Genomic DNA, 24,984 nt, shown 5'->3' on the forward strand with positions numbered 1-24,984 from the left:
ATAATTATTATTCTTTTACTTCATCTTCAACTTCACTTCCCCACCAGTCTTTATTCGGTTCCCAATTTTGGCTTAACATTTGTTCGCGTTGTTTTTCTAGTCTAGGTAATAATTTTGTTTTCTGGTTCTCTAACCATTTTTCACGAGCTTCTTCATCCCATTCTGGATCTACTTCTGCATAGTGTGTGTCTGTAGAATCTAACCAATCTAACAACTGAGTTTTCATCTGTTTTGTAATTTCAGGATGGTTATCTGCAACATCATTACGTTCCCCTAAATCAGCTTCTAAATTGTATAACTCGGAATGTAGATCTTCCCAATAATAAATCAATTTCCATTTTCCTTTTCTGATGATTGAACTTGGTTCTCCACCTTGATTTCCATAATGCGGATAATGCCAATAAAGTGGCCTTTCTTCAATATCTTCTCCAAGCAAAAGGGGTTTTAAACTTACACCATCCACATGTGCTTTTGGTTGGAGCGGTAAACCTGCCAAATCTAATAATGTGGGATATAAATCTGTACCTGATACAGGAACTTCAATATTAGCTCCGTTTTGTTTTATCCAAGGAACATAAATAAAATATGGGATTCTAACTCCACCTTCCCATTGGTATCCTTTTCCTCCCCTTAAACTAAGTTGGTTGGTAGAGAAGTTATCCCCAGAAGTAACCCCTCCGTTATCTGATGTGAAAACAACAATTGTATTCTTATCTAAATTTAAATCTTTTAATGTTTTCATCACCGTACCAATAGCTTCATCTACATGCTCAATTAAACCAGCATATACCGGATTGTCCTGATATTTTCTTGCAGGTAAAACCCGTTCCATTTCAAATCCACTTTCATGAATACCCATTTTTTCTGCCTTGTTACGGTATTTTGTCCATTTTTCTTTAGTTGTTTGTATCTGACCGTGAACTGCATAGAAAGAAAGGTAGGCAAGAAAATGATTGTTTTTATTTTCTTTTATAAACTTACTGGTTTCATTTGCCAATTTCATAGACAAGTTCAATCCTTTTTCTTCTGGTAAATTTGGTAAATTTGGGTTTTTATATGGAGAAAAATATCCACCACTAGGACTTCCCGCAGCGTTTCCACCAATATTAACATCAAACCCATGATCTGTAGGCAATGATCCCTGTTCCTTGCTACCCAGGTGCCATTTACCTGCAAAAAAAGTAGCGTATCCTTGTTCTTTAAAAGCTTCTGGTAATGTTACAGCATCGAAATCTAAATGATGTTTATACTCTGGGGGCAATAATTTGGTATAGCGTTTACGTTCTTTCCAGGATTGCCCACTATTTCTATCTCCTTCAAACTGGGTAATTCCATGTCTTGCAGGGAATTGCCCTGTCATTAAACTTGCTCTGGAAGGGCTACAAACCCTGGAAGCCGCATATCCGCTTGTAAAAACAGTTCCTGAATTTGCAATTTTGTCGATGTTTGGGGTTTCATAATATTTACTTCCCATCACACTTAAATCGGCATAGCCTAAATCATCAACCAATATAAATAAGATATTAGGCTTTTTAGGGGCTTTCACTTTTTTGCTACCTGGATCACAGGATAAAAACAAAAATAATATTGTAACTATTATTACTATTTTACTCATATATTTAATTTTAAATTGGTGTAATCCACATACAATGGCCTCCACCTGGCGCCATTACCGCTTTTACCACATCACCTTTTTTTAGTTTCCCTTTTCTTACCCGGTAGGCTTCAGGATTGGTTTTGCAATGGGTTTCTTTAGTGTCTTCATAGTAAGTCACCTCGTATTCCTTGCCTTCCTCTAAGAAATCGAGTTTTATATCCAGTGTTCCCCCTTGTTGGTTATAAACACTCCCAATAAACCACTCCTTGCCATGCCGCCTTGCGGTGCTAATGTATTCATCCATTTTAGAATGGAGGATGAGGCTCTCGTCCCATTTTCCAACCGGCATCTTTTGAATAAATTCAAATAAATCGGCCTTAGCTGCATAAGCCTCCGGGGCGTCGGGGATGCAGACCAGGCCACTGAAAATGATCAGCGTACGTGCCGCTTCAGAAGCTACCGTGGAAAAATAAGAGTTTGTTTGGCGTGGCCCTTTTTCGCGTAATCCGCGGTTGATGCCCGTTAGATCAAAATTACCATTATTCAGGTCTAAAGGCCCGGTGATGGCATTTATAAGGGCCATTTTAATGAAGGATTCAGGGGTAAAAGCACGCCGTGAGTCCTGTTGGGCATGCCCGTATTCCCGGGTGATGGCATTAGGATAAGTGCGACGTATGCCGGTTAAGGGTACGGGGCCGTCGTGAAAATCTATCAACAATTTGCTTTTTGCGCTTTTCTCTATGGCATCCCTGGTAAATTCCACATTATTGCCCATAAAGCCGTATTTGATGCCTTTCATTCCCAAAGACTGATAATAAGGAAAAAGCTCGTCATCGCCATACTCCCCGTGCCTCCTGTCGTAGTACAACATTAAATCTACCTCTTTTTTTTCCGCATAATCGATCACTTTTTCAAGGTTCAGCTTATCCGATAGCTCAAAGTTTCCTTTGGTGACTTTCTTATACCAGGCATCATCGATAAGGAAATAATCAATATCATTTTCAGCGGCAAAATCAATAAAACGGAAATAACTTTCGGTATTGATACCATACACAAAACCATCTGGCGCAGTGTAGCCGTGAACACGCCAGTCCCATAATGTTTTTCCCGGTTTTATCCAGTCTGTATTTTCCAGTTTGGAGGGTGTTGCCAGATTCACAGGAACGGTATTCACCACAAGATCGCCGGCCGATTTTCCAAAGAGGATCACCCTCCACGGGCTTGTCCATTCTTTTTCATTTAATGCTACCTTGTTTACAGATTCGATCTTTCCTTCTGTCTGGGTGATACCAAGGCGCATGGACTCAATCCCCTTTGCGGCATATAAATCGGATTCTAAAAGAGCCATATGTAATTGATTGGGAGATTCAACAACCAGGGGAATACTAATTTTTCTTTTTCTCGCACCCTCCTCTTTTAAGAAATCGGTTAATCCACCGAAATCCACGGGGCCAAGAGGTTCACTTTCACCGGCAGGGGTGTAATAGTTACTCCCTTGGGGGAAAGCGTATTCAATTTTCAAATTGGCTTCCTGTGGTTTTTCACCTTTATCCAGGACAAAACGGAAAGCGACCCCGTTGTTATAAGCCCTGGCCAGTAGTTTCCCGCCTGTACCATCAACATCTATATCTAACTGCAGTTCTTTAAAATTGTTACGGATATTACTTTGCTGTCCCCAAACCGGTTCCCAGCTGGTATCTTCAGAAGTTATTTTTGATTCCAGGATGGAGATATGGGCATTAGGAAGTATTGATAATTGCGATGAACCCACAATTTCCTGTCCCTGCCATTGCAATTGATATTCCAAAACACCGGCTGTATCGCTAAACTCAATTTGTACTGATTCATCAGGCGATTGCACCCGAAGTTTGCTGTTTTTTTCGTTTTCTGAACAGGCAGATAATAAAAGTGCTATCAGTAGAAAAAGCATCCCTATTTTGTATCGTGTACTCATTAATTCTTTAATTTAATTTCTTCTGCAGAATGGCCAATTATATCTATTTTGAACCCCGGACTAATTTAAAACCCTGTATAAAGGGCAGCTCTCCTTTTTGCCTGTTAGGCTTGCCGATCTTAACACCCCATTCGGGCATTTCTCCTGTTCCGCTTTGGGTGAAAGCTTCCGGACGATAAGCGCCACCGGCCGTTGGGCTATTTTCCAAATCGTATATTTTGGTAAAATGAATCCCATCATCTGCATACCGGATAGTATTGGTAATATGTTCCGGCCCAACTGTTCCGATCATTGCTGCCACGCCTTTGCCTTGGGGCCATACCAGCACTTCATGATTACCGGGAATAACCGGGTTTTCCTCATGCTTTACATACGGACCTTGCGGATGGTCGGCAATGGCGACCCCCATCTTTGTTTCTCGTGCACTTTTCCCTAATTGCCGTCCTTTGTAATACAACAAATACCTTCCTTCTCGAACGATAAGGCAGGCGTCATCAACAAGGTGGCTGTCAAACTCCTCTCTATTATTACTGTTCTTAAGCACCGGATTGCCGGATATTCTTTTCCAGGGGCCATTGGGTGAAGTGGAAACCGCAATTCCAATTTTAGAATCCGGACTATAAGGTTTTTTTTTATAGTCTTTGGAAACTCCTGTATAGAACAACCAGTATTTACCTTCGGCTACGAGAATATTAGGGGTAAAAACACTATTTTCTTCCCATGTTTCCGGTTTACCTTTTCCCAGAGCCATACCCTGTTCTTCCCAGTTTTTTCCATCGAGCGAGGTAGCATACCAAATAGTGGCATCGTAACCCGAAGAAATTTTGCCTTTTGAATACCAGACGTAAAATAAATCTCCAACTTTTATAATATCGCTGGGATCTCTACGCATAACATCGTTTTCCTTCCCTATACCTTTCAGGTTATAGTCTGAGGTTACTACTGTTTGTAAATCCTGTGCCAGGACTGAGATAGACAACAGTAAAAAAACTACTACAATATTTCTTCTTAAAATATTCATTTAATGAGGTGTTTCACTTTTAAAATCTTTGTTTTTCTGCGGCATCTCGGCATTCGATTTTTTTTGCCAGCTTTTTAACTTCTCCAGTAGCTCCCCTGCCTTTTGAGGATGCTTTTCAACAAGGTTTTCGACTTCCCCCAGATCTTTTTTGAGATTGTACAGATATATACTATCGCTTTCAAAATCCTGAATGAGTTTCCAGTCCCCTTCTCGTATAGCTGCTCCCATGTCCTGACCTTCTTTTCTATAATGTGGAAAATGCCAGTAGAGAGGTCTATCCTTCAATTCCTTTTGATGTAAAAGCTCTGGCAACAAACTGATTCCTTCCATATGATCAGCAATCGTTGATTTATTATTTACAACCTCCATGATTGTTGGGAATAAATCTATGCTTGTTACCGGTGTTTCACTTTTTCCAGGTTCTATTTTTCCGGGCCAGCTTATGACAAGAGGAACTCGTACTCCTCCTTCGTGTAAGGATCCTTTATTACCTCTAAGTGGCGGGTTACCCCACAAGCCACCATTATCTGAATAAAAAACCACCATGGTGTTTTCCAACAAATCGTTTTGTTTTAGATGATTCATTAGCTTACCCACATTTTGGTCTAGTTTTTCAATCATAGCATGGTAGGTATTTCCATCGTTCTTTTTAACTACTTGCTGCGGAGCTTTCAATGGCGTATGTACTGTATAAGTGGATAAATACAGAAAGAAAGGTTTGTTTTTACTTTTCGTAATATAATTAACAGCTTCATCTCCCATTCGATCAGTGAGATATTCGCCTTCTTCCTTTTCAGGAATCGTAGCATTATTATAAGGCGCAAACCAGCTACTGGGTTGTCCGTAGGCACAGCCACCAATATTTACATCAAAGCCCTGATGCTGGGGCTGGAATTTCTCGTTAATAACACCTTCACTATTGCTACGGGCAGAGCCGGAACCCGATAAATGCCATTTCCCAAAAAAACCCGTTTTGTAACCATGGGATTTAAGTGCTTCAGCCAGAGTTACTTCTTCTAATAGCAGATGATCTATAAAGAAAGCTTCTTTCAATGATTTTCCTTTGTGCTGACGTTCGAGATATTGAGCCATTGGTAAACCAGGAATGTGACAGGTCAATTTAAGTTCGGCTGGAGATTTACCGGTTAGAATACTTGCCCGGGTAGGGGAACAAACAGGTGCCGCAGCATAGGCCTGGGCAAATATCCTCCCATTTTTAGCAAGCTGATCAATATTTGGGGTATTCAAACCCTTTTTGTAACCCATATACCCCACATCAGAATATCCCAAATCATCTACAAGGATAAAAACTATATTCGGTGAATCGGGTTTAGTATTATGCTGACATTCTCCCTGGGCAAGGGAGAGTAAAACCAACAGTGATATACAAACTCTTAGAATCATTATTATTCGGATTATTCAATAAGTGGCTGAATTTGTTTCCAGTCATCCATTCCTTCATTTTCCTGAACCACCCCAGGTGTACTCCTTCCATCGAGAATAATTTTTTTAAGCGCGGCTTTTAACTCCGCCGCTTTCTCTGCATATTCAGCTATAAGATTGTGTGTTTCTTCAATATTTTCTTTTAAGTTGTACAATTGCATAGGCGGTAAATCAAGATTTTGTTGCTTGATATCCTGGGGCCGGGGATAGCTCCATCCTCCGGAGCCAGGGCAAAGATTTAACTTCCAATCCCCCTGCCTGATAGCAAAAGATCCGTTTATGGAATGATGCACGGTATATTCCCGAATATCGGCATCATTTTCACCTGTTATCAACGGCAACATACTGTAACTGTCTTCTGCTTCGGTATCAGGAATTTCATACTCCGTTAATTCCGCACAGGTGGCAAAAAAGTCGGTGGTACAAATGGTTTTTTCAGAAACTGAATTTTTCAGTGCTTTTGCAGGCCACTCCACAATAAATGGCACGCGGTGACCGCCTTCAAAAATATCGGCTTTTGTGCCTCTGAAAACATAGCTGGGATCATGGTCTACTTTGGCAAGCTCTTCAAAATCGGCTTTTGGCGAACAGCCATTATCACTGGTAAAAACCAACAATGTATTTTCTGAAATACCTTGTTTTTTAAGTTCCTCTCGAATCTGACGGACCACATCGTCCACCTGCATCACAAAATCACCATACATATTCGTATTGCTCCTGCCCAGGAATTCTGTGGTAGGCAAAATAGGGGTATGTGGTGCGGGCAGCGGGAAATATAAAAAGAAAGGTGATTCCGCTTTGGCATTTTTATTAATATAATTCACGGCCTTATCGGTTAAATCCTGCAGTACGTTGGTATGTACAAAATCATCAGAAGTAAGCCCCTTTCTCCATATTCCTTTTTCATCTACCGAAATTGTAGTTTTTGTTGGCACCATAGTAGGCATGTCATTTTCCACATGTACATAAGGCGCCATGTCCAGCGAGCCACAAAAGCCAAAAGAATAATCGAACCCATGTGTTTTAGGACCATTTTTTACCGGTGCAGTAAAATTCACCTCCGGCCGGGCATTCAGGTTATCAATATTTTGTGCAATACCCTCCTTCTCAAATGCCCAATCCCAGCCCAAATGCCATTTACCAATATAAGCTGTAGCATATCCCTGTTTCTTCAGCATTTCCGCAATGGTAGTACGTTCCTGGGTAATAAGGGATTTCGAATATCCGCTTAATACGCCACTCTTTAACTCACTTCTCCAGTTGTACCTTCCTGTTAATATTCCGTACCGGGTGGGCGTACATACGGCTGAAGAGGTATGGGCATCGGTAAACATGAGGCCATTGGCAGCCATAGCATCTAAATTCGGTGTAGCGATTTTTCCTTCGGGATTAAAGCAGTTAAGATCACCATAGCCCAAGTCGTCCGCGAGAATATAGATAATGTTAGGGAACTGGTCTTTCCCTTGCTTTACTTGCGAATGACCACAGAATTGGGTAAGAATGAGCAGTACGGGAATGAAATTTATAAATTTTTTCATGGTTCAGAAATCTTTTGAGTGGGTCGGTGAGCGAATGAATACATGCTTTATTTAAAAATTATCTTTGAAATTTACAGGATAAATGACGCTTTTACTACCTCAAAAGTAGCGTTCTATGATACTTTTTTTGCCTTATTGCAGGTAGAAAGACCAATTGAGTAAAAAGGGCAGCTATACCTTATTGTCCTTTTAAACTAAAAACTAATTCAACACATGATTTTTAACTGAAATATTTTCTAATGTTACCGCTTACAATTGAGTAAATAATCCTCGGACCAAGCCCCGAGGCATTTCAATCTTATTTGATAATTAAACCCACTTGAGATTAAACATTAGAACTTCTAACTCTAACCATATTAAAATTACTATTTCTTTTTACTTTTCTCAAGTCTTAGCATTGCCGCCGGATTAGCATACTCTATGAGCTTATTCTGCATTAGCTGCCTATGTATATGGTAGGTCACATCCATCCAACCTCTCTCTTCAACCCATAAAGGTGGCATTAGTCCTGATTCCCATTCTTCAAACTCATTTAGAATATTTTGCTGAATTTCCGGTTTGCTCCCAGACAAATCTGTAGTTTCTTCCAAATCCTTTTCCAGATCGTATAATACGCTACCATAACCTTCCAGGGATATCATTTTATAATTGCCTACCCGGGCGGCAGATTCTTCAAGCTTTCGCCAAAATAATTTTTGGTGTGGTTCTCCCCTCTTTTCTCTTTTTAAAAATGGGAGAAGGTTTACTCCATCAAGTTTTAATGTACCAGGGATACTAATTCCTGCTGCTCCTACTGAGGTTGGGAAAATATCCAATGCTGAAGTCAGTCCATCAAATTTTCTTCCCTGTTTTATCTGAGAAGGCCAGCTTATCACAAATGGCACGCGATGTCCACCTTCAAATTTATTTCCCTTCCACCCTTTTAAAGATCCATTCTTCGATTGATTATTATAAGCACCGCCATTATCGCTAATAAAATATATTATGGTATTTTCAAGCAAACCTAAATCCTTTAACTTTTTTCTGAGTTTCCCCACATTTTCATCCAGAGACCAGGTCATGGCTGCCAATTCCTTGCGCGGGTGATCTTTATATTTTTTAAGATCCTCTTGCTTAGCTTCCATGGGAGTATGTACGGCGTTAAATGACAGGTACATAAAAAACGGATGCTCTTTATTTTCCTCGACAAATTCCACCGATCTGTCTCCAAGAACATCGGTCATATAGCCTTCAAATTTCACACGTTTTCCATTATGCTGAAGCATTTTCATTTTTGATGGCTCTTCTAAAGGAAAATAAGAGCGACTTCCGGAAAGAAACCCATAAAACTCATCAAAACCTCTATTATTAGGATGGTCAGAAGATTCACCTCCCAAATGCCATTTCCCTAAGGCAATGGTTTTATAATTATTATTTTGAAAAACGGTCGCCATGGTAGTAGCGCTATCAGCCAGGCCAATATCCCCTGAATTACCATAACCGGTGCCATTAGCTTCAAATCCCATTCGTTGCTGATAGCGTCCCGTCATTAAACCTGCACGTGAAGGAGCACATACGGTCGCGGTTACATGGGCGTCGGTAAAAACTACCCCAGCATTGGCCAGGGCATCAATTTGAGGTGTATCAAGATCTTTGCTCCCCATAAAGCCAAAATCTATATAACCGGCATCATCGGCAACTATAACAATTACATTCGGTGGTGGTGTTTTGGTATTCGATTCAAAACTGGCTTTATTCCTATCATTGCTTTTACACGAAAACAAACACAATAACACACTAATAACAAAAAAGTTTTTAAATTTATTTCTCATGTTACTTTCTTTTAAGAGCCTCAAAACCACTTTCAAAATCAGGGTTCAATTTTTTCGGGATTGGTGCTCCCACAACTTCCCTCCATTTATTTAAAAGAGCTAATAGTTCCTTAACTTTTTCAGGGTTTATAGCAGCAAGATTACTTCTCTCCCCAACATCATCTTTTGGATTATATAACTCCCTTTTTAATCCTATTGAGAAGTCTCATTTTCTTCTACTTTTAATTCTTTCAGCCAGTAATTCACCATTTGCTCATCGGTATAATCGTTGGGCAGTCCTCTCTCCTTCAACATCCTGCTTCTTCTTTTTAGAGCTTCTTCTGATGCCGCCTTTATTTCGGCAGGAGCTTCAGGGTATGAGCCCAGGTCATAATTTTTGACCCATTTGTTTAGGATCTCTTTATATTTTTGAAGCTCTTTCTGATAGGCTTCGACCTCAGCAAGATTATCCATCTCGTAAGGGTCTTTAACCAGGTCATAAAATTCCTCTTCAGGACGTGCATCACTAATAAATTTTTGTTGTTGCTCAGTAAGTTTTCCCTGTTTATTCAAAACCCGCAACAATGGTAGTGCGGGATAACGCATTTCCTTATAAACATTAGACTGAGTATATGGTCTTTCCGGATAATAATTCCTGATATATTTAAATCTTTTACTGCGAACTGCCCTGATCCTATCTACTGTTTCATCCCTCCTGTCGCGCATAGTAAAAACATAGTCCCTTTTATTTTCATTCCGAATAAAGTCCTGTCCCTGCATATAAGAAGGAGGTTCAATTCCTGCTAATTTCAGGGTAGAAAAAGGAATATCTATATTGCTCACGAGTTCTTTTGAAACGGTCCCTGCAGCTTTCCCTTCAGGCCACCGAACCATTAAAGGAGTGTTCGTCCCAGAATCATATAAAAATTGTTTGGCCCGCGCATGCGGTCTTCCCTGGTCTCCAAAAAAGAAAATTATGGTCTTGTCAAGCAGATCATCTTTTTCCAACTGATCCAGTACTTCCCCTACCTGACGATCTGCAAGCTGAACAGTTTCCAAATACATGGCCCAATCTTTTCGGATAAGTGGATGGTCTGGATAGTAAGGTGGTATTTTCACCTTATCCGGATCAACAGGATGTATACTATCCCGATGAAATGGGCGATGCGGAAAAAATATTTGTATTTGAGAAAAGAATTTAGTGTTATCTGGCCGCTGTCTCCAATGTCCTCCATCGAACATCTCAGATGTATGTTTAAAGTTATAATCGGTCTTAGCCTTCCGGGCTTCAGGGTTTCCATTCCCGTTAGTCACAAAATATCCGGCCTTCCTGAAGTATTCGGTTATAGGTTTTATACTATCAGGCAATTCTTTTTTATAGCTTGTGCGGTGCTGATGGGCATTGATACTCACAGGGTACATGCCGGTTATAATCCCTGAACGACTGGCCGAACACACTGCTGCGGTAGTGAACATGTTTTTATAAACCACCGATTCGGAAGCCAGCCTATCTAAATTTGGTGTATAGATATTTGTTCCGTAAGATCTAATATCCGTTCCCAAATCATCAGCAACGATCCAAAGTATATTATAATCATCTTTAGCAATTGTTGGGCTTTGGTCAGTTTCTTTTTTTAAGTCAGATTGTGCATTCCCAGTAACAGAAAATAGAATTAGTGCCACCACAGAAAATTGATAACTCAAATAACTCAAAACTCCTATAAACTTAACTTTATACATAAGTGTTTCAATTTTTCGATTGGCTAAGCTTTAAAAAAAAATCATCCATTTTTCTACTTCAATAAATTCTCATAGAGATTAACCAGTTCTTCCAGTTTTGAAGGTTCTTCTTCAGCCAAATTATTTTGCTGGCTCCTATCATCTTTAAGATTATAAAGCTGATACTCTGATGAAATACCTGTTTCTATACCAACATTTTGGTTAACCGCATTTCCTTTGTAGGGTGGAATCATCAACCAGTCCCCGCTGCGTAAGGCAGTTCTCGAATTTGCTTCAATTATTACATGGTCACGCCCCTTTTTTGATTTCCCTAAGAACGTACTCATCAAATTCTGGCTATCGGTTTTGTTTCCTTCTACCTCAACAAAATCGGCCAGAGATGCTGATAAATCAACCTGACTTACAATAGCATCTGACACTCCCGGTGTTATTTTCCCTTTCCAGTAAGTAATGAAGGGCACACGAGTACCTGCCTCAAAAAGACTGTATTTACCTCCCCGCAAACCACCTTTCGGATCGTGATCACCTAGTTTCTCTACGGCATCATCATAATAACCATCATTTAATACCGGCCCATTATCACTGGAAAATATAATCAACGTATTTTCCAGAACCCCTTCATCCTCGAGGGTCTTTACAAATTCACCAATACACCAATCTGCTTCTAAGATAACGTCACCTCTTGGCCCCATACCCGATTTACCCGCAAACCGGGGATGTGGCGTTCTCGGCACGTGCGGTTGCTGCATCGCATAATAAAGAAAAAAAGGTTCTTTTTTATGTCTTTTTACGTAAGCCTGCGCTTTTTGCAAAAAATGATCAGCCATATCGATATCCTTCCATTTGGCAGCTTCTCCACCTTTCATAAACCCAATTCTTGGCATTCCGTTTACAATACTATTGTTATGGCCATGATGCCATTTCAAAGTCAACATTTCCGGGTTTGATTTCGCCGTAGGTTCTCCTTCAAAATTCTTTTTATAACTTACCTGGATAGGGTCATTTTTATCCAACCCGACAACGTTTCCGTTTTCTATATATACGGTAGGCACCCTATCCTGGGTAGCTGCCATAATATAAGATTCATCAAAACCTACTTCATTTGGGCCGGGCTTAATGGTGTCATTCCAATTTACATCGCCTTCTCCTAATCCCAGGTGCCACTTTCCAATAATGGCGGTTTGATATCCTGCTTTAGAAAGTAACTTAGGTAATGTTTGTTGTTGTGGAGAAATTAGCAAAGGAGCATCACCAGCTAAAATTCTGGCTCGCTCATTACGCCAGGGATACTCTCCTGTTAGTAAAGCATAACGACTGGGAGTACAGGTTGCAGAAGTAGCATAAGCATTGGTAAATTTCACCCCTCCGTTTGCCAGGGCATCTATATTGGGGGTTTCAATCTCTGTAGCCCCGTATGAACTCAAATCTCCATACCCCAGATCATCCATATAAATAACAACAATATTGGGTTTTTCTTTGGTAGTTCCTGTAGGCTTTGCAACATCTTTAGATGAATCTTTGCAACCCAGGTTTATCAACATTAGAAATGTGAGTAATAAGAGATAATTAGTTTTAAAATTTATCATAATTCGTTCAAAGTTTTGTGAAGTTAAGCTATACTCCAACTTCACTATTAATAGGCCTGGTCGCTTTTACTTGTTCGTTTTAATTAAAAATAATTAGTTCTAATTCTTAAACTTCTATTTTTCTAAAGATAGAATATAAGAATAGCTATACGTGTCGTCCAGCAACCTGTATTGATCGTGAGGTAATCGTCCCCAACTGTTATCACCCCCTACTCCGCGCTGTTTTAGGTCTATATGCAGGAATACTTTATCCTGAGGTTCTAAATCTGTAGGATGACGTTGCGCTTTCTCCATTCCGGGATCCAATTGCTCTGTAGGAATATTCAAAGCACTGAATCCAATAGGTTGCACTCCTTCAACCTTTAATTTATCACCATTATGATTTTGAAGGCTTACCCAGCGAACATCGGTATGATAACCGGCCTCTTGCGGACGGATATAAGTCCAGGTATATTGATTTTCAACTTTGTCCTGATATTTTCCTACGAATGAAGCAGTGTTCCTATCCGAATAATTTTCCCAGGGGCCTCTCCCGTAATATTCCAGTTCGTTAAACTCCCCTGGCAGCAACATGCGCATGCCAAATCTTGGCAATTCCGGCAAGTTATTTTGGGTCATATCTATGCTGGCCGAAACCTTGATTTTACCATTAGGCTGAATTAGATACTGCACTTTATAAGGAACTTCAGTGCTATCAGATAATTTATACTGCACAGTGATAGGCAATCCTTCTGAGGTTTGTTTTCCTACCACAACATCTTGTACTTGCTTGAGGTAAGTAGCTTCTTTCCAGAAAGCTGCTTTTTTAGGCATATGGTTCCCAAAATCATTATCGGTGGGGGCTCGCCAAAAATAGGGCTCAGGATATTGAGCTATCATATTTTGTACTTCCCCTTTAAAATGATACTCCTGAAGTGTTCCCTTTTTTAAATTAAACACGCCTTCAACACCCTGAGTAGAAAAGCTAATTGTTTCATTTTCCTTTTTAATCTGAAGTTTTCCTTCAACTTCCTCTTTGGCTTTAAAATAACTTCCCTCTCCTATTTTAAACTGTTCCCTGGCTACTTCATGGCCTTTGGGTACTAAGGGAGATTCATTTTTTGTATAGGCATACACGTTTAGGAAATATTCATGATCTTCAAGCTTTGGAAGCTGTAAATCGACAGTCTTTTTTTCTCCCGGCGCAAGCGAAAGCTCAAACCTTTCCCCGAAGTTTTTCTCTCCATCAGCTAGAAGTTCCCATTTAAAATAATAATCATCAAGATTGGTGAAATTAAACCTGTTTTCAATCTCCAAAGTATGCTCTCCTTCCAGCTTAAAATAGACGTTTTGATGTACTTTTTTAACTTCCTTAAGAGCAGGGTGTGGTTTCCTGGCTGCATCCACTAGCCCATTGGCATTAAAATTCTGATCATTTTGAAGGTTTTCACCACCTAAGTCGCCACCATAAGCCCAAAACATTTCACCATCTTCGGTATAGGCTTCAAGTCCCTGGTCTACCCAATCCCAAATAAAACCACCTTGCATATGCGGACTACTGTCAATTATATCCCAATATTCCTGAAAATTCCCATTACTGTTACCCATGGCATGCGAATATTCACACATAATAAAAGGCCTCTTTTTATCATTAGATGCCGCATAAGACTTCATATATTCTATTCTTGGATACATAGAAGCTACAATATCTGTATTCCTTTTTTCCCCGGCCTGTTCAAACTGAACCATGCGTGTAGTATCTCTTTCTTTAATCCAGTCATAAGCATCAAAAAACACCGGCCCATTTCCACTTTCATTTCCTAAAGACCATATAATGATAGAGGGGTGGTTTTTAGTACGCTCTACCATTCTTTTTATCCTGTCCATATGCGCTGACCTCCATTCTGGCAAATATGCTGGATGTACCGACTTATCAAATTTCCCTTGCAATTCCGCACCCATGCCGTGGGTTTCAATATTAGCTTCGTCTACCACATACATTCCATATTTATCGGCCAGACGATAAAGTTCAATACCGTGTGGATAATGGCTCATCCTTATAGCATTGATATTATTTTTTTTCATCAACTCAATATCTTTCACCATCATCTCCCTATCGGGAACATGGCCTTTAGTCCCGTGGTGTTCGTGCAAATTCACACCTTTAACAGTAATAGGCTCCCCGTTTACCATTAGCTGAGCATTTTTAATTTGCACTTTTCTAAAACCGGTTTTGCCTGAAATTACACCAATACTATTTCCTTTTTCATCAGAAAGGGTGAGCACATAAGTGTAAAGATTAGGAAATTCCCCACTCCATTTTTCTACATTTTCAATGCTGGTATTAAATTGTACATTTTCATCAGCTTTTAATTTCTTTTTTTCTTCTGAAAAAACCTCTTTCCCCTCAGCATCAAAAAGTTCAATTTTTACTGCCGGATTTTTTATTTTGCTGCCCTTAAATTTTCGAAGATCTACATTTACATTGAAGATTCCGTTTTCATATTGCTCATCCAAATCACTGGTTACCCAATAATCCCAGATGGTGGTTTTGGGCATAGCCTGTAGGTAAACATCGCGTTCAATACCACTTAACCTCCAAAAGTCCTGATCTTCTAAATAACTTCCGTCGTGCCATCTAAAAACCTGAACCGCAAGAAGATTTTCGCCATTTTCTAAAAACGAAGTAACATTGAATTCAGCCGGGGTTTTTGAGGCTTTGGTCATCCCAACTTCTTTTCCATTAAGGAAAACCCTGGCATACCCTGAAATAGAACCAAAATGCAGGATAATTTCTTTTTCATCCCAATCTTCAGGAATGGTAAAATTTGTCCGGTAACTGCCTACCGGATTATAAATTTCTCCAGTAGAGTTTTCAGCATTCTTTGGAATATTTATATTTTTGGCAGGAGCCTGATCCGGTGCACTAGATATTGCAGTGTTTCCAATGAAGGGAGGGTTCTTAGGAAAAGGATATTTTACGTTGGTATAAATTGGGATATCAAACCCCTCTAATTCCCAGTTTGATGGAACTTTAATATCTGCCCAATCCTTATCATCAAGCCCCGGCTCATAGAAATTTTCAGGCCTATTGGAAGGATTTTTTACAATATCAAACTTCCAGGTACCATTTAAGCTATTATAATAACTCGATTTTTCTTTATCATAACTTTTAGCATTTGCCAAATTCTCAAACAGAATAAATTGCGCCCGTGCAGATTCTTTGTTTCTATCCACTACACCAGGGTTTTCCCATTCATTAGGCTGGGTTTGGGCAAAAACCCCCGTACACACCAGGCATATGAGGTATAAGAATTTGAATTGTTGCATATCTTTTATTTGCATATTAAAGTGGTAATAGATTTTTCCGGGATTGTAATAAGATTACCTGAAGCTATAGATGTCTTCTCAAGATCTCTATCTGAAGAAGTAACGTAAGAAGATAATATATCTAAATGAGTATCTTCTTCTTTTACCTGAATAGAAAGTTCTTTATTTTTTGAATTTACAATCACAATAACTTTTTCACCATTTTCCGGATTTTTATAGGCTGAAAACAGAACATCTTCATCAGATGCCGGTGAGTTTATTTTAATCCTCTCATATCCCGGCCTTATAAAACTGCTGTAATTTCCAAGCGCCCAAAGCATTTTACTTTCGTAAAAATTGCCGTCTTCTTTTTTCTTATCAATATAAACCAGGCCATCCTTATAATCATATGGAGATATCGCTAACCACCAGTGCCACGCAGAAGCCTGGGCAATGGTAAGGTCTGTGTTAATTACACGCGCCACATAAAGTGCGGGATCAATACCTAAATCACGTCCTTTCCCTCTTATTTCACCATCATTTTTACCCAATATGCAGTATTCCGACATCCAGTACTTTAGATCCGGTATATTTTGAATAGCAGCATTTAATTCTTTTCTATGGTTAAGCATATTGGGGTATGGTGAAGTTGTAAAATAACTGTGCCCTGAAATTGCCTTGCTGACATTCTCCAGGTTCCCGATATAATTTTCTGAAGTTTTATTAAAAAAATCCTCTATTTGCGTGGATCTTCCTGGTTTATTTCCTTCTTCATACAGGTAATTGATTTGTCCGGCTTCCGGAACATCTATTTTTGCCTGAATATTTCGTTGAGTTAACTCTCTATCTAAAGCTTTAATAATTCCGGCAATTTCATTATTCCAGAACGGGGTACCTTCCTGGTTGGCATTTGTCCAGTCCCACTGTGGTTCATTCACCGGACTAAGATAATCTACCTGAAGCCCTTTTTGTTGAAGTCCTTCCACAACATCAGCTAAATAGGTTGCAAACTCACCATATTTTTCAGAAGATAAATTTGACTGATCGGGCTTACTCGCATAGGCTTTCCCATTCCTGGTCATGGTAACCGGAGGAGTATTGGTAAAAAGAAGTAAGTCTTCTACGCCACGGGTTTTAGCCGCATGGGCAAACCATGCCTGCCCGGTCATCTTATTCCAATTATATTCCCGGGTTTTATTAGGTTCGATAAAAGATTCACCTCTTCTCCAGGGGTCACCGATACCGCTTTCTGCACCCTGAGCCTTACTACCGCCTCCTAAATTATATCTCCATAACGACAAACCAATACCTTTGGGATTCCCCTGCTGGTCTAAGTCTTTGCTAAAAAGAAGATCTGCGATGGCATTTTTCTTTTCTGAAGGCCAGTTTCCTACAAATTGTGTAGACCAGGCATCTGATGCTCCAAAATTATCTATGGTTTGATAGGTTATATCGCTATTAATATTTAAAACTATCTTCTCTCCTTCAGCTTCATTTTCTCCATCATTTGAATTTTTCTTCACTTCCGGATTTTCCCGCCAGGCTGATAAAATGGTTAAAAGCAGGATTGGAATAGAACAAATTGCCAGGGCCTTGAATGGGAATTTTCCTTTAAATTTCATTGTATACGCAGTTCTGTTTATTTTACTAATATTTCATCAACGAAAAGATTCTTATTATCTATCAATTCTAATGTTATGGTATTAGCCCCACGGTCTATTGGAATAGCTGTTTTTACTGTGTTCCAGGCATTACCCAGATTAGCAGTATTTGGTAATAAAAACTTGTTTTCCACTACTTTATCATTCACAGTAAGTTTAACAAAACAACCCGCAGCGTTTTGATTTTTAGTGCTATAACGAATAAACAGATTAACATTTCCGGTGCCTCCGTCATTTTCCTGGTACCAGGAAATAGCAGCTCCTGGTTGCTTTAAACTAACATAGCCTTTACCATTATAGCCGCTCCCTTTTGTTAAAACTTCACCATTATTGATATTGGCTGTTTCTGCCTGTTCTCCTGCCTGGCTGTACTCTGTCTCTCCATTATTCCAGGTAAATCCTTCATTTACCCCAAATTTTTCTTCCAACACCTGAATTACTTCATCATCGACCACTATCAATGCTTTTACAGTGGTTTCCAGTTCTACTTCAAAACTTTCTTTATATATATTGGAATCACGTGTAGGGGTATTACCGTTAGTAGTGTAAAAAATTTCAATTTCCGGCTCTACTATATCACCTCTCAGGTTAATAAGTTCTGTATCTATGCTTACTTTGTTAGATGTAATCAGTTTTTTCTCCCCTAAAATAGCGCTGGCTAACAAATTAACATCCCCCGATTTATTTGTAGTTTCTATATAAGCTCTGGTTAATCCATAAAATGCCTTTCGGTTATCGGGGCCCACATGAGGTTCCACGTCTACAGGGCTTCCATTATCTAATGCTTTTATTTTACCTGCTCCCAGAACTTTGAAATACGTTCTATTCTCTCCGTAAGGATATGGCTCGTCTTTAGAGTCTGTTGTAGTTACCCTAACCTGTACAATATCCCTGTTTTTATCCTTTAAGGGTTCACCATCGACTGATAATTGAATTTTTGATGGCTTATCGGCAGTTCTTATTATTTCTTCAGAAACTACCTTTCCATCCTTATAACCAACTGCCTTTAAAGTTCCGGGTTCCCATTCTACCATCCATTCGCATTGCATTTCATCCCAGGCTTTTCCAGGTTGTTGTTTTCCTAAAGATTTATCGTTAAAGAACAATTCAACTTCATCACAGTTAGAATATATCCAAATCGGTATTTCTGTACCTAAATCAACTTTAGGGTGCGTCCAATGTGGTAAAATATGGATCATTGGCTTACTGGTCCATTGGCTTTGATATAAATAATACAAATCCTTTTCAAAATTCGCCAAATCTATTGCGCCTCCCATAAAAGCCTTAAATGGCCAGCCTCCATGAACGTACCCAGCTTCACCAATATAATCATGCCCTGTCCAACGAAACGAACCTGCATAGGCTGGAATATCACGAAGCTGCGCAATATTTAAACGTGAAGACACCCTTACCGTCGCATTATCATAACTTGAATTAAAAATTTGTTTTCGATTTCTACGCTTCGAATCTTCAATCCAATCATGAGTAAATACTTCTTCTTCTGTTAAATCGGGTAGCGAATAAGGTCTCTGGTTTTTATTTGGATACCCGTCCCTAAACCAGGATTTTGTTCTGTAATATCCTCTTACCTGCCAGGTATGCGTATTTTCTGTGCCGATAAAAACTTTTCCATTTTGCTCTTCTTCCAAATTCTCTACATATCCTTTCTTTTCACTACTTCCGTTAACCCCTAATACATCCATATATTTTGAACCGGAATGACCAGAAGTTACCGGACGTGTAGGATCCAAATCATGACAAACCTCTACAATTTCTTTTCCTACTTCACCTCCGGTTTCATTACCAACGCTATAAATAATGACGGAAGGATGGTTTCTATCTCGTTTTATCCAATCAGTTAAATCACGTTTCCACCATTCTTCAAAAAAGCGGGCGCCATAATCGTTTTCTGCTTTTTTCTTCCATCCATCAAATATTTCATCCATTACCAACATACCCAATTCGTCACAAATTTTATAGAATGAAGGTGTTTGCGGGTTATGTGCTGTTCTTATGGCATTCACTCCCATATCCTTTAATTGTTGAATTCTAAAACGAAGGATTTTATCGGGTACGGCTGCGCCTAATGCACCGGCATCCTGATGGTTAGACACCCCCCGTAATTTTATGTTTTTACCGTTTAGCCACATACCGGTCTCGGCGTTCCATTCAATATCGCGAACTCCAAATTCGGTTTCAACTACATCAACTATTTCGTCATTCAGGGATAATTCACTTTTTAAGGTATATAAATATGGGTTTTTAGTAGACCAGTGCTCAGGTTCGGTAATGGTTAATTCGGTGTCCGATACTGAATTTGCATCAATTTCTATTTCATTTGAAGTACTAGCTACGGTGTTACCATCTTTGTCTAGAACTGATATAGATAATACTCCTTTTTTGGTTGATACATTTTTACTTTCAACATCTGTTTGCACAAAAACCTTATCCCCTTCTGTCCTCACAAAAATGCCATCTCGGGCAATGTGGGTTTTATTTTTTACATCTATCCAGGTGTGTGCATAAATCCCACTTCCCGTATACCAGCGTGCTGCAGGCTGCTTACTATTATCTACCCGTACTGCAAAGCTTATTTCATCAGCGTTTTGAGCAATTTCACTAATATCGTATGCAAAAGAAATCCAACCGTAAGGCCTGGTTCCTAATTTTTTCCCGTTTGCCCAAACGCTACTATTCATAAAAACACCATCAAAGGCAATTTCAACATGTTTATCCTTCCAGGAATCTGGTACAGTAATGGTTTTTCTATACCATCCTATACCGGCAGGTAAATATCCTAATCTTGCTCCCATTGGATTATCTTCAGCATATTCTCCTTCAATACTCCAATCGTGGGGCAGGTTAAGGATTCGCCAGTCCTCATCGTGAAACGCTACTCCTTCTGCTGCCGGTACATCTTTTTGGATGAATTTCCAGTCGACATCAAAGCTCGATCGTAATCTGGTGTCTATCTTGTCAGTTTGGCTGTTACAACTTATAATTAAGAAACTAAGAAAGAAATACAGTATAAAGTTAATCTTGGAATTATGATAATTCTTATTAAGTTTAAACATTTTATTTTGGTAACCTGATATTAGTGTTTCCATAAATTTATTTTTCCACCTCTATTTAATGTGAAAACACTGATTTTTGAAGTGGTCTTTTTGAAAAGCCAGGCCCCTGCCACTTTATTTGTAAGCCGGAGTTTTCTTTCTCCTTTTTAAGATAGATACTAACTGGATGTTTACCTTTTTTCAGCATTATTGTTGTTTTTTTTTCTTCCCCGGATTGATAATCATAATCGGCATCAAATAGCGCGGCATCATGCAATTTAATAAAGGTGCTCTCCTTAGGAATTAAGTAAAAGGTATAGGCACCATCCTGAGGTACTTCTATAAAACCTTCGAGAGAATAGTATGCGTAGGAATTGTTAGCAAAATCCATGTTTTTTAAGCTTGTAGTAGTCCCCTGAGCTAATGAGTTTAACAACTCCATTTTTGGCAACCAGGGAAAATCTCCATTAAAAGCTTTCCAAACAAGACCTTTTGAGGTAGTTTTTATATTTACCGCCGGTACAGCTATACTATCATATGGTCTTGGAGCTGTTGAATTTGGCCGACGAACCCGCAAAACTTTTGCCTTCATTTCCTCTTGCAATTTCTGCATAGATCCGTTTTTCGCCAGATTGTTGCGCTGTTGTGGATCTTTAAGAATATTATATATTTCAAAATCATCATGATGAGACTGGATATTATAACGTAACCCCAACATTTCATCCCTTCGGATCATCTGCATTTGTTTCCGTCCTTTGTTTTGATGTTCAGGTAGAAATTCCGGGTAATCAGGAGTTTTACCTTTATGAAAATATTCAACATACACCAGGCTCTTTTCCTGATCATTTTTACCGGTAAGTGAAGGCAGGAGTGAAACACCATCGGTATTCACAGGCGCTGGTAACCCGGCAGCATCGGTAAAGGTAGGCAGCCAGTCGTAAAAGATACTTGGTGTGTTGCTTACGGTGTTTTTTGAAATATGCCCGGGCCACCGTGCAATTAACGGTACCCTTATCCCACCTTCCAAGACATCTCTTTTAATGCCGTCGAACCGGCCAAAGCTATTAAAGAAATCCGGGGTGTTATTCACATATTCTTCAGGCAGGTAAGATTCCCTGGAAGGTCCATTATCAGAACTAAAGACTACCAAGGTATTAGCATCGATATTCAGGTCTTTTAAAAGCATGAGCAGGTCACCAACCCCATCATCTATTCTTCGGGTACTTGTAGCGTAACGTTTATAAGTATCGGGCCAGGGCACTTCAGCAGTGGCAGGATCATTGTCATCATCATAAGTAGCATTGGCATAATCGGGATGTATATAACTATCGGGCTCACCACTGGCTGTATTAATCATATGGCCGGGCTTACCGATGTATTGCAAGCCTCCATCCAGTCCGCCGCCCTCCGGATACGCCTGAGTTGGCAATTCCAAAACTGCGTGGGGAGTATCATAGGCCAAGTACATGAAAAATGGCCGATCCTTTTGTTGCGCCTGCTTAGTAATCCAGTCTTTAGCTACAGCCGTCCATAAATCGCCGGTATAAGATTTATCTAATTGATCACTTATTTCCTCCCCATTGTTCCATACATCCTTCTTGCCCCTATATAATCCTTCCTTAGGATAATGCTCATGACCATCTCCATGCCGCATATAACCATAGAAATAATCAAATCCTCTTTTAGCAGGTTCTGCAGGCCATTTGTTTTCTTCTATTTGCTTTCCCTGCAATCCCCATTTTCCAATTGCTGCTGTGGCATATCCTGCTTTCTTCATTACATTGGCCATAGTATGATTATCGGCAAGTGCTTTATCGAATTGGTTATCCCGAACCTCTGCATGACCCTGACTGCGCCCTGAAAGAAGGGAAGCTCTGGATGGTGCACAAACCGGAGCAGCCGCATAATGTTGGGTTAAAATAGCTCCTTCCGTAGCCATTTTATCGAGGTTTGGAGTAAAAGCCCAGGGTTCGGAACGATCATTATTATTTTTTCGTTCATTTTGGTAAAAGACGCCAATATCACCATAACCTAAATCATCTGTTAATATAAATATGATATTGGGCTTTTTCGAAGAAGCCTGAGAACCGGTTTGGCCTTGTGTTTGTTTTCCTCCCAGTAATAGGGCGCTAAGGGCTATATAATATAGGATTTTCATGTTGGGAACTAATATTTTATTTCTATAAACGTTGGATTAAAAACATACACAGTAAAATTTGATCACACTCAGAATATTCAGAAAAACGAAACAGGCCGTTTTTACCTTAAACCTGATTGCCATGGAAACATCTATTACATTTATGAAATAGTCCCTTTGTGCGACAAGAGAAAAAACATAAATGATAAATGATCACTGTTAATTTAATACCTGATGAATATTTATTCCGCCACAAATAATTATTCTTAAAATTATAAAAAGGATTCAAGTTACCAGTCTCAAAAACTACTGAAAGATGTTGCAATATGGGAGAGTTTTATTAATTCCTACGACTGCAACATTTATAGGGGTATTATGATACTCCAGAGACCATCATTCCTTTAAAACATTATTTACTTTAACATCTTCAATATTTAGCAGCCAGGATTAATATTAAATAGTCATTTTTTTATTACATTTTTGCCTGTTCATTAACAAAAAATGAAGTTAGTTATAGGGAGCTATAGTATCAAAAAGAAAATCAACCATTAATTACTCTTCAGTTTTTCCAGAAGAACAGGTAATTCCAACAATAAAATTAAATATGAGATACCCCTTCAGCACACTTCTCTTTTCAATTCTAACCTCTATTTCTATAAGCGTTATGTATGGCCAGGAGAAAACTGAAAAGAAAAAACCTAATATTCTTTTTATTTTTTCTGATGACCAAAGATCTGATGCCCTCGGTGCTTCAGGAAACACCTATATTAAAACACCTAATATTGATCAATTAGCAAAAGAAGGTACACGCTTTGAAAACACCTATGTAATGGGAGGGCATCATGGGGCTATATGCGCCCCCAGCCGAGCCATGCTTTTAAGTGGAAAAAGCCTTTTCCATGTATATGATAAACTTAATGGAGTGACTACCATGCCCATGTATTTTAAGAAATTTGGTTATGAGAGTTTTGGCACTGGCAAATGGCACAATGAACTAGCTTCATTTGAAGCTAGTTTTGACAAGGGCAAGAATATACTTACCCAGGGAATGGCAAATCATTATAAAACTCCAGCTCGAGATCTCGACGATTCGGATAAATTAACAGATCCTGAAATCAGATCCTTTTCAACAGATCTTTTCGCAGATTCTGCTATAGAATATTTAAATGAATATGCTAAAGAAGGCAAAGAAAACCCTTTTTTCTGCTATGTGGCTTTTAGTGCACCACACGATCCGAGATCTCCACGGGAAGATTATATAGGTATGTATGAAGATCAAAACCTTCCCTTACCAGGGAATTTTAAAGTTTTACATCCATTTGCCTTTGACAATATGAATATTAGGGATGAAACCCTAGCTCCCTGGCCTAGAACTCCTGAAATAATACGGGCATCCATTGCAGATTATTACGGCCTCATAAGCCACATGGATGACCGAATTGGGGATATTATAAATACACTGAAAGAGCAAGGTTTATATGACAATACAATTATTGTCTTTGCTTCAGATAATGGCCTCGGTTTAGGGAGCCATGGCTTATTGGGAAAACAAAACCTTTACGAACATAGTACAAAAGTTCCCCTTATAATGAGTGGCCCAGGTATTTCAAAAGGACAATCTCAAGATGCGCTACTCTATCTTCATGACATATTCCCTACTCTTGCAGATCTCATTGAAGTACCCTTACCTGAGGATATTGATGGGTTAAATTTTGCCCCTTTGCTAAGAGGGGGCTCGATAGAAACCCGTAATTCTTTATATACCGCCTATCGCCACACAGTTAGGGCCGTGCGCACTAAAGAGTGGAAACTCATCAAATATCCAGAACGTGACTACATGCAGCTCTTTAACCTGAAGGAAGACCCTTTAGAACTCAATAATCTGGCTGAAGATCCTAATTATAAAGACAAGGTGGAAAAACTTGAAGTTGTTATGCAAGAATGGCATGAAAATTCGGATGACCCGGAAACAATGCACCCCGAAAAAATTTCACCCCTGGAGTATGACTATACCAAATTAAAACAGCATCCAGATAATAAGCAACCTGAATATACCTTAGACAAATATTTTAAAGACGTTCATCTATCTAAAGCAAAAAAAACAGATCATTGATAATTTAAGTAGATTTTAAAATAGGATTAGAGCAAATCATGTGCGAAGCCATGACCTTTATAT

The 24,984-nt window shown here is 39.2% G+C and carries 13 protein-coding genes; 1 reads left to right on the top strand and 12 read right to left on the bottom strand.

The window, feature by feature from the left end; all coding sequences use genetic code 11:
• Window positions 1-7 precede the first annotated feature (7 nt).
• The 12 genes from DHD80_RS07095 to DHD80_RS07150 all read right to left on the bottom strand — a co-directional run bounded on the left by DHD80_RS07095 (window position 8) and on the right by DHD80_RS07150 (window position 22,829).
• Entirely contained in the window at window positions 8-1,615 is a 1,608-nt protein-coding gene (locus tag DHD80_RS07095; protein ID WP_251740462.1) for a sulfatase, read from the bottom strand.
• A gap of 10 nt (window positions 1,616-1,625) precedes the next feature.
• Window positions 1,626-3,551, bottom strand: a complete 1,926-nt coding sequence (locus tag DHD80_RS07100) for a glycoside hydrolase family 97 protein (RefSeq protein WP_251740463.1) — start codon at window positions 3,549-3,551, stop codon at window positions 1,626-1,628.
• 43 nt (window positions 3,552-3,594) lie between these two features.
• Window positions 3,595-4,572, bottom strand: coding sequence for a family 43 glycosylhydrolase (locus tag DHD80_RS07105; RefSeq protein WP_251740464.1), 978 nt, complete (start codon window positions 4,570-4,572; stop codon window positions 3,595-3,597).
• Window positions 4,573-5,976, bottom strand: a complete 1,404-nt coding sequence (locus tag DHD80_RS07110) for a sulfatase (protein ID WP_251740465.1) — start codon at window positions 5,974-5,976, stop codon at window positions 4,573-4,575. It lies immediately after the preceding gene.
• An 11-nt stretch (window positions 5,977-5,987) separates the two neighbouring features.
• Window positions 5,988-7,553 (bottom strand): arylsulfatase, encoded by a 1,566-nt coding sequence (locus tag DHD80_RS07115; protein WP_251740466.1) that lies wholly within the window; start codon window positions 7,551-7,553, stop codon window positions 5,988-5,990.
• A 365-nt stretch (window positions 7,554-7,918) separates the two neighbouring features.
• Complete coding sequence (locus DHD80_RS07120; protein WP_251740467.1) at window positions 7,919-9,364, bottom strand: sulfatase-like hydrolase/transferase; 1,446 nt, start codon at window positions 9,362-9,364, stop codon at window positions 7,919-7,921.
• Between the two features lie 192 nt (window positions 9,365-9,556).
• Window positions 9,557-11,083 carry a sulfatase gene (locus tag DHD80_RS07125; RefSeq protein WP_251740468.1) on the bottom strand — a complete coding sequence of 509 codons (1,527 nt, stop codon included), beginning with the start codon at window positions 11,081-11,083 and terminating at the stop codon, window positions 9,557-9,559.
• 53 nt (window positions 11,084-11,136) lie between these two features.
• A complete protein-coding gene (locus DHD80_RS07130) occupies window positions 11,137-12,669 on the bottom strand; it encodes an arylsulfatase (protein WP_251740469.1) in 1,533 nt (510 codons plus the stop codon).
• 114 nt (window positions 12,670-12,783) lie between these two features.
• Window positions 12,784-15,978 carry a glycoside hydrolase family 2 TIM barrel-domain containing protein gene (locus DHD80_RS07135; RefSeq protein WP_251740470.1) on the bottom strand — a complete coding sequence of 1,065 codons (3,195 nt, stop codon included), beginning with the start codon at window positions 15,976-15,978 and terminating at the stop codon, window positions 12,784-12,786.
• A 5-nt stretch (window positions 15,979-15,983) separates the two neighbouring features.
• On the bottom strand, window positions 15,984-17,579 hold the full coding sequence (locus tag DHD80_RS07140) for a glycoside hydrolase (protein ID WP_251740471.1): 1,596 nt from the start codon (window positions 17,577-17,579) through the stop codon (window positions 15,984-15,986).
• A 17-nt stretch (window positions 17,580-17,596) separates the two neighbouring features.
• Window positions 17,597-20,725 (bottom strand): glycoside hydrolase family 2 TIM barrel-domain containing protein, encoded by a 3,129-nt coding sequence (locus tag DHD80_RS07145; protein ID WP_251740472.1) that lies wholly within the window; start codon window positions 20,723-20,725, stop codon window positions 17,597-17,599.
• Window positions 20,726-20,747: 22 nt separating this feature from the next.
• Window positions 20,748-22,829, bottom strand: coding sequence for a sulfatase-like hydrolase/transferase (locus tag DHD80_RS07150; RefSeq protein ID WP_251740473.1), 2,082 nt, complete (start codon window positions 22,827-22,829; stop codon window positions 20,748-20,750).
• A 583-nt stretch (window positions 22,830-23,412) separates the two neighbouring features.
• Here DHD80_RS07150 and DHD80_RS07155 point away from each other — a divergent pair.
• Window positions 23,413-24,921, top strand: coding sequence for a sulfatase-like hydrolase/transferase (locus DHD80_RS07155; RefSeq protein WP_251740474.1), 1,509 nt, complete (start codon window positions 23,413-23,415; stop codon window positions 24,919-24,921).
• Window positions 24,922-24,984 lie beyond the last annotated feature (63 nt).

Source organism: Gramella sp. AN32 (genome assembly GCF_023718305.1).
Lineage (GTDB): Bacteria > Bacteroidota > Bacteroidia > Flavobacteriales > Flavobacteriaceae > Christiangramia > Christiangramia antarctica.